This window comes from Kitasatospora sp. NPDC127035 (assembly GCF_042726075.1).
Lineage (GTDB): Bacteria > Actinomycetota > Actinomycetes > Streptomycetales > Streptomycetaceae > Kitasatospora.
Genome location: NZ_JBHXDN010000056.1, coordinates 62,798 through 69,751, shown reverse-complemented (window position 1 = coordinate 69,751; position 6,954 = coordinate 62,798). Strand labels below are relative to the sequence as shown.

The following is a 6,954-nucleotide window of genomic DNA, read 5'->3' as shown; positions in this document are numbered from 1 at the left end:
GCGTAGGTGAGGCCCTTGAGGGTGATCAGCGAGCGGACCACGGCCTCCCGGTAGGGGCCCTGGTAGGTGCACTGGCCGGCCCAGTCGTGCCAGAAGTCGGCGGTCGCGTCGAGCAGCTCCTCGGCGGCGGGCGCGGTCGGGGGCTCCAGGTGGGAGGCCTGCCAGGTGAGGGCGAAGGCGATCCGCTCGCCGGCCGAGACGGTGAAGTCGGCGTAGGTGGTGAGGTTGCGGCCGTAGGTGTCGGCCGCGCCGTCCAGCCAGACCGAGTCGGGGCCGGCCACGGCGACCGTGCGGTGGTTGCCGTCGGGCTGCTCCACCCGGTGCACCCAGGGGACGACCCGGCCGTAGCTGAACCGCATCCGGACCGCCGAGCGCATCCGGACGGTGCCGGTCACGCCCTCGACGATCCGGATCACCTGGGGGACGGCGTCCTTGCCGGCCAGCGGGCGCGGGGGCATGAAGTCGATCACCCGGACGGTGCCGCCCTGGGAGTCCCACTCCTGTTCCAGGATCAGCGAGTCGCCCCGGTAGCGGCGGCGGTCGGCGGGCACCGCCGGGGCGGCGGCGGTCGGCGGCGGCACGCGCAGGTCACTGGTGTCGGTGAGCTTGAGTCGTGCGGCGGCGGCCGGGGCCGGATCGGCGGCCGGGGAGGGCAGCCCGGTGGCCACCGCCTCCGCGGGGCCGATTCGCCAGAAGCCGTGTTCGTCGGTGCCGAGCAGGCCGGCGAAGACCGCCGGCGAGTCGAACCGGGGGAGGCAGAGCCAGTCCACCGCTCCGTCCCTGCTGACCAGGGCGGCGGTCTGCATGTCCCCGATGAGTGCGTAGTCCTCGATACGGCCGGCCACGTGGATCTCCAGTTCGCAATGTGGTCACGACGCATCGGCGATCCGAGGGGGAGCCAGCGGTTCTGCGGGGCCGGAGGCCACCCCGGGACGTCCGGCCCTCCGTGGGGTGGTGGGGGGCCTTGCTGGAGTGTCCGCGAAGACTCGGTCGAGCCTCTGGGTGGGTGGGTGGGAGCAGAATACGGGGAGGTCCGGTCGCGCATCGGGGACCGAGAGGCGTCCTGACCCTCCCACGCCCTCCGCGTGCTCGTGTTGTCGGCGATGCGTCCGAGCAGCTTACGACGGACGAAAGGGGCGAAGCACGCGGGCGCCGCCCGGTGTGGCGCCGCAATTCGGCGGAAATACCGCGCATCGTGGGTGCGCCCGCCAGGATGGCCCGGAAGGATCAGCTCCGGATGGTTCGAACAGGGGGCCGCCGATGGCCTGGCCGAGCGGTCCCGAGTGACCCGCCCGGGCCGGTGGTGCGACGGGTGTGACGGCTGCGCCGGGTGGTGCGCCGGTGGTGCGCCAGGCGTGCGCCCCCGGAGCGCCGTGGGGGCACCTCCGGCGGGCCGGAAAGCACTCGGCCCGGGTCACTGTTACCCTGGTATCCCGTGGACCGGTGGGATCAAACGCCCCGGACCAGCCGAACCGACGACCCCCCGGGCGCCGTGCACCGCACCGCCCTCGTCGTCGCCAGGCGACCCGCGAGCCTCCCACCACGTCACGTCCGACTCGCGACCCACGGGAGCCCCCTCTTGGCACAGCCCCATTCCGGCAAGGCATCGAACAGCCGCGCCGTGACGACCAAGCACCTCTTCGTCACCGGGGGTGTCGCCTCGTCACTCGGCAAGGGCCTCACCGCCTCCAGCCTCGGTGCCCTGCTCAAGGCCCGTGGCCTGCGTGTCACGATGCAGAAGCTCGACCCGTACCTCAACGTGGACCCGGGCACCATGAACCCGTTCCAGCACGGTGAGGTCTTCGTCACCGACGACGGCGCCGAGACCGACCTCGACATCGGCCACTACGAGCGGTTCCTCGACACGAACCTGCACGGCTCGGCCAACGTCACCACCGGCCAGGTCTACTCCACGGTCATCGCCAAGGAGCGCCGCGGCGAGTACCTGGGCGACACCGTCCAGGTGATCCCGCACATCACCAACGAGATCAAGTCCCGGATCCGCCGCATGGCGACCGAGGACGTCGACGTGGTGATCACCGAGGTCGGCGGCACCGTCGGCGACATCGAGTCGCTGCCGTTCCTGGAGGCCGTCCGCCAGGTCCGCCACGAGGTCGGCCGGGACAACGTCTTCTTCGTCCACGTCTCCCTGCTCCCCTACATCGGCCCCTCGGGCGAGCTGAAGACCAAGCCGACCCAGCACTCGGTCGCGGCCCTGCGCAACATCGGCATCCAGCCGGACGCCATCGTGCTCCGGGCCGACCGCGAGGTCCCGCAGGCGATCAAGCGCAAGATCTCGCTGATGTGCGACGTCGACGAGGAGGCCGTGGTCGCCGCGATCGACGCCAAGTCGATCTACGACATCCCCAAGGTCCTGCACGGCGAGGGCCTGGACGCGTACGTGGTGCGCCGCCTCGACCTGGCGTTCCGCGACGTGGACTGGACCACCTGGGACGACCTGCTGCGCCGCGTCCACGAGCCGCAGCACATCGTCAGGGTCGCCCTGGTCGGCAAGTACATCGACCTGCCGGACGCCTACCTGTCGGTGACCGAGGCGCTGCGCGCCGGCGGCTTCGCCAACAACGCCCGCGTCGAGATCAAGTGGGTCACCTCCGACGACTGCACCACGCCGGAGGGCGCCCAGGAGCAGCTCGGCGACGTGGACGCGATCTGCATCCCCGGTGGCTTCGGCGACCGCGGGGTGGACGGCAAGGTCGCCGCGATCACCTACGCCCGCGAGAACCGGATCCCGCTGCTCGGCCTCTGCCTGGGCCTGCAGTGCGTGGTCATCGAGGCCGCCCGCAACCTGGCCGGCCTGCCCGACGCCAACTCCACCGAGTTCGACTCCGCCGCCAAGTACCCGGTCGTCTCCACCATGGCCGAGCAGCTGGCCATCGTCGACGGCAAGGGCGACCTGGGCGGCACCATGCGCCTGGGCCTCTACCCGGCCAAGCTCGCCGAGGGCTCCATCGTCCGTGAGGTCTACGGCGGCGAGCAGTACGTCGAGGAGCGCCACCGCCACCGCTACGAGGTCAACAACGCCTACCGGGCGGACCTGGAGAAGACCGGCCTGCAGTTCTCCGGCCTCTCCCCGAAGGGCGACCTGGTCGAGTACGTCGAGTACCCGCGCGAGGTGCACCCCTACCTGGTGGCCACCCAGGCCCACCCGGAGCTCAAGTCCCGCCCGACCCGCCCGCACCCGCTCTTCGCGGGTCTGGTGAAGGCCGCGATCGAGATCAAGACGGCCCCCGCCGCCGAGTAGCCACTCGGACGGCAGGCACGCGCCAGCCCGGCATTCGGCTGCTCACCGTACGGCGGCCCCGCATTCCCGCGGGGCCGCCGTCCGGCGTTAGATTGTGTCGTACTGACGAAAAGGGGAGACCGTGATGGACGACCGCAGCATCGCCGACGTGGCCGAGGAGTGGGAGGTCCGGGGGAGCACCACCCCGTTCCAGGGCCGGGTCACCGGCGTGCGCACCGAGGAGGTCCGGATGCCCGACGGCAGCTGGGCCCGCCGTGACTACCAGACCCACCCCGGCTCGGTCTCCGTCCTCGCCCTGGACGACCGGCAGCGGGTCCTCGTCCTGCGCCAGTACCGCCACCCCGTCCGCCAGCGGCTCTGGGAGCTCCCGGCCGGCCTGCTGGACGTCCCCGGCGAGAACCCGCTGCACGCCGCCCAGCGCGAGCTCTACGAGGAGGCGCACTGCAAGGCCGACACCTGGCGGGTGCTGGTGGACTTCTACACCTCGCCCGGCGGAACGGACGAGGCACTGCGCCTCTTCCTCGCCACGGACCTCTCCGAGGCCGACGGCGAGCGCTACCAGGCGCACGGGGAGGAACTGGAGCTGGAGTCCGCCCGGGTGCCGGTCGCCGAACTGGTCCGGCTGATCCACGCGGGCGAACTGCACAACCCCACCCTGATCACCGGCACCCTGGCGCTGTCCGCGGCGCTGCACGCCCCGGGCGGCCTGGACGCGCTGCGCCCGGCCGACTCGCCCTGGCCGGCCAGGCCGTTCCGGGACTGAACCCCGGGAAGGCGTGACGCCACTCCGGGACCGGCGCCGTTCCGGGGCCGATTCCGGAGTGGCCGGCTCCCCGGTACGGGTGTCCTTTCCCCGGACCGGGGAGCGCCCTCATCCGGGACCGGCGGGTGCTCCGGGGCCGGCCCGGCACCGCGGGTTGATCCGCAGGGGTGATTTACCGGTTCGTACGACCGGATGTCACCCCGGTCGGGCCGGGCGGTCGAACTACGCTTCGCAGACAGGGCGCCCGTCCCGGGCCGCCTCCGCTGAGCGCTGGGTGACGTCGGGAGTGGCACGGGTGGCGAGGAAGACGGCGACGATGGAGGCCGGGCCCGGCGCGCCCGCCGAACGCGTTCCCGGGCTGGACCGGCTGCCCGCCGGCCCCGCCCTGTTCGTCGGCCGGCGCGCCGAGCTGGCCGCGCTCCGGGCCGCCGCCGGCCGACCGGCCGAGGGCCGCAGCCCCGTCCTGGTCGTGGCCGGCCGCCCCGGCTCCGGGCGGACCGCGCTGGCCGTCCGGTTCGCCGTCACCGTCGCCCCCGGATACCCCGACGGGGTGCTGTTCGCCCGCCTCTCCGCACCCGACGGCGGCCGGGTGCCGCCCGCCCGTGCCGCACGCCGGCTGCTGGAGCAGCTCGGCGCGGACACCGCCGGCGTCCCGCTGCCCGGTGCCGTCGAGGACGGCCGGGACGAGCCCGCCTGCGTCGCGCTGCGCGAGGCGCTGGCCGGTCGGCGCGTCCTGCTGCTGCTCGACGACGTCCGGGACGCCGGGCAGCTCTGGCCGCTGCTCGCCGACGAGCCCGGCTGCCTCGTCCTGGCCACCACCGCCGGGCCGCTCACCGGCATCGAGGACATCGACCCGGTCATTCTCGGCGGACTCGACCGGTCGGCGGCGGGCGAGCTGCTGGGTGACCTGGTGGGCGGGACCAGGATCGGCTGCGACCCGGTCGGCGGGGCCGATCTGGCGGAGGCCTGCGCCTCCCGGCCGGCGGCGCTGCGGCTGATGGCGGGATGGCTGCGCGGCAGTCCCGAGCTGGCGGTGACGGACGCGGCGCAGGAGCTGGTGCGGGCGGTCGCGGAGGCGGACGCGCGGGAGACGGCGCGGGGCGGGGCGCGCGGGGACGTGCGGGGCGGGGCGCCGGCGGGGACGAACGCGGGTCCGGGCGGGGGCGACGGGCAGCGGGGGAGCCACGGTGCGGCCGGGACGGCGGGCGTGGCGGGGCCAGCGGGGGCGGCCGGCGGGCCGGAGAAGGGCGGCGGGACGAAGCCGCAGAAGCAGCCGAAGGGCGCGAAGCCGGGACAGCCCGGGCAGTCGGCGCAGGTGGCGCAGTCGTCGCAGCCGGGGTCGGACGGAGTGGAGAGGCAGGGGAGAGCGGGCGGGGCGGGAGGGGCGGGAGGGCCCGGAGAGGCGGAGGGTGCGGACCGGGGGCGCCGGGCCGAACGGAAGCGCGGTGAGGGCCGGTCCGGCCCTGCCGCAGGGCCTGCCGCCGGGCCCACTGCCGGGCCTGCTGCCGGGCCCGCTGCCTCGGGGCCGGTCGCCGGACCTGCGGCCCCGGCGGATCCGGTACCGGATCCGGCGCGTGATCCGGCGGCCTGGGTGAAGCCCGGTCCCGAGCCCGCCGAACCCGTCCCGGTCCCGGACAACGACCCGCTGATCGGCGCGTTCACCCTGACCTACGCCACCCTGCCCGCCGCCCAGGCCCGGATGCTGCGCGCGCTCACCCTGGCGCCCGCCCAGTGCGCGGACCCGCGTACGGCCTCCGCCCTGGTCGGCTGCCCGGCGCCGGAGGCCGCCGTGACGCTGGCCGCGCTCGCCGAGCGGGAGCTGCTGGCCGAGGAGCCCCCGGCCGCCGACGGCACCGCCCGCTACCGGGTGCCCGGCCGGCTCTACCCGCGGCTGGTCCGGCTGCGGGAGCAGGAGGACCGCCCGGCCGAGACCGAGCTGGCGCGTGCCCGGCTGCTGGAGCGGCTGGTCCGCCTCACCGAGTCGGCCCGGGCGCTCCTCGACCCGGCCGGCGGCAGCGGACCCGACCCGCTGCCCGGTCCGCTGCGGCTGACGTCCGCCGCCCACGCCCGGCAGTGGCTGCTCGGCGAGCGGGACCTGCTGCTCGGCGCCGTCGCCGACGCGATCGGCCAGGGCGACCTGGACGGCTCGGCCGGTCGGCTGGTCACCGCCCTGTTGCGGGCGCTCCCGCTGACCGGCGCGGCCGCGCCCGCCGATCTCCACCAGCTGCACGAGCTGGTCCTGACCGTGGCCGAGCGGCACGGCCGACCCCGCCGGGCCTCCGCCGCGCTGCTCAACCTGGGCGACCTGCAGGCCGCCGCCGGTGGCTGGGAGCAGGCCGCCGGGCACTACCGGGCCGCTCTGGAGCACGCCCGCGCCGCCGACGACGAGGCGCTCTGCGCCAGGGCCCTGGAGGGCGCGGCCGGCTGCCACCGGGCGCTCGGGGACGCGGTGCGCGCCGCCGACTGGTACGGCCGGGCGCTGGGCGTCCGGCAGTCCATGGGCGATCAGGCCGCCGAGGCCCGGTTGCTGGCCCGGGTGGCCGAGGCGCACACCGCCCAGCGCCGTTTCGAGGAGGCCGAGCGGGAGTACCGGGCGTCGCTCTCGGTGCTGCGGAGGCTGGGCGACGAGCAGGGCCGCGAGGCCGTCGGAGCCGCCCTCGCGGAGCTGCGGGAACGACTCGTCGCCGGGTGGTGAAGGGCGCTTTCGGAGTATTGTCGAACATGCCCGGTTGGCGTTGATTCGGCAGGAAGATCGTCATGGAAGCCTACGAACCTGCCAATGTGTCCGGCAAATTTATTCACTTTGGAAGGCTGACACGTCGCCTGGGCTTCATTACACTCGGACCTAGTCGCGCAGACAGCTGTGCCCCGGTGTCTTCCGGAGGCTTCCCCACGTGCGCGTCGCCCGCCGGTCTTCTCCGGTAGGGAC

The 6,954-nt window shown here is 74.7% G+C and carries 4 protein-coding genes; 3 read left to right on the top strand and 1 reads right to left on the bottom strand.

The window, feature by feature from the left end:
* On the bottom strand, nucleotides 1–851 hold an 851-nt coding region (locus tag ACFWIC_RS30305), incomplete at its 3' end, for a glycoside hydrolase family 15 protein (RefSeq protein ID WP_380520477.1).
* A 770-nt stretch (nucleotides 852–1,621) separates the two neighbouring features.
* Here ACFWIC_RS30305 and ACFWIC_RS30300 point away from each other — a divergent pair.
* The 3 genes from ACFWIC_RS30300 to ACFWIC_RS30290 all read left to right on the top strand — a co-directional run bounded on the left by ACFWIC_RS30300 (nucleotide 1,622) and on the right by ACFWIC_RS30290 (nucleotide 6,720).
* Entirely contained in the window at nucleotides 1,622–3,262 is a 1,641-nt protein-coding gene (locus ACFWIC_RS30300) for a CTP synthase (RefSeq protein ID WP_329882796.1), read from the top strand.
* 124 nt (nucleotides 3,263–3,386) lie between these two features.
* A complete protein-coding gene (locus ACFWIC_RS30295; RefSeq protein ID WP_329882797.1) occupies nucleotides 3,387–4,025 on the top strand; it encodes an NUDIX hydrolase in 639 nt (212 codons plus the stop codon).
* Nucleotides 4,026–4,320: 295 nt separating this feature from the next.
* Complete coding sequence (locus ACFWIC_RS30290) at nucleotides 4,321–6,720, top strand: AAA family ATPase (RefSeq protein WP_380520473.1); 2,400 nt, start codon at nucleotides 4,321–4,323, stop codon at nucleotides 6,718–6,720.
* Nucleotides 6,721–6,954: the final 234 nt, after the last annotated feature.

Bases quoted from the DNA above. Each gene is read 5' to 3' on its own strand.
- ACFWIC_RS30295 (WP_329882797.1), top strand. From the start codon at position 3,387: ATGGACGACCGCAGCATCGCCGACGTGGCCGAGGAGTGGGAGGTCCGG.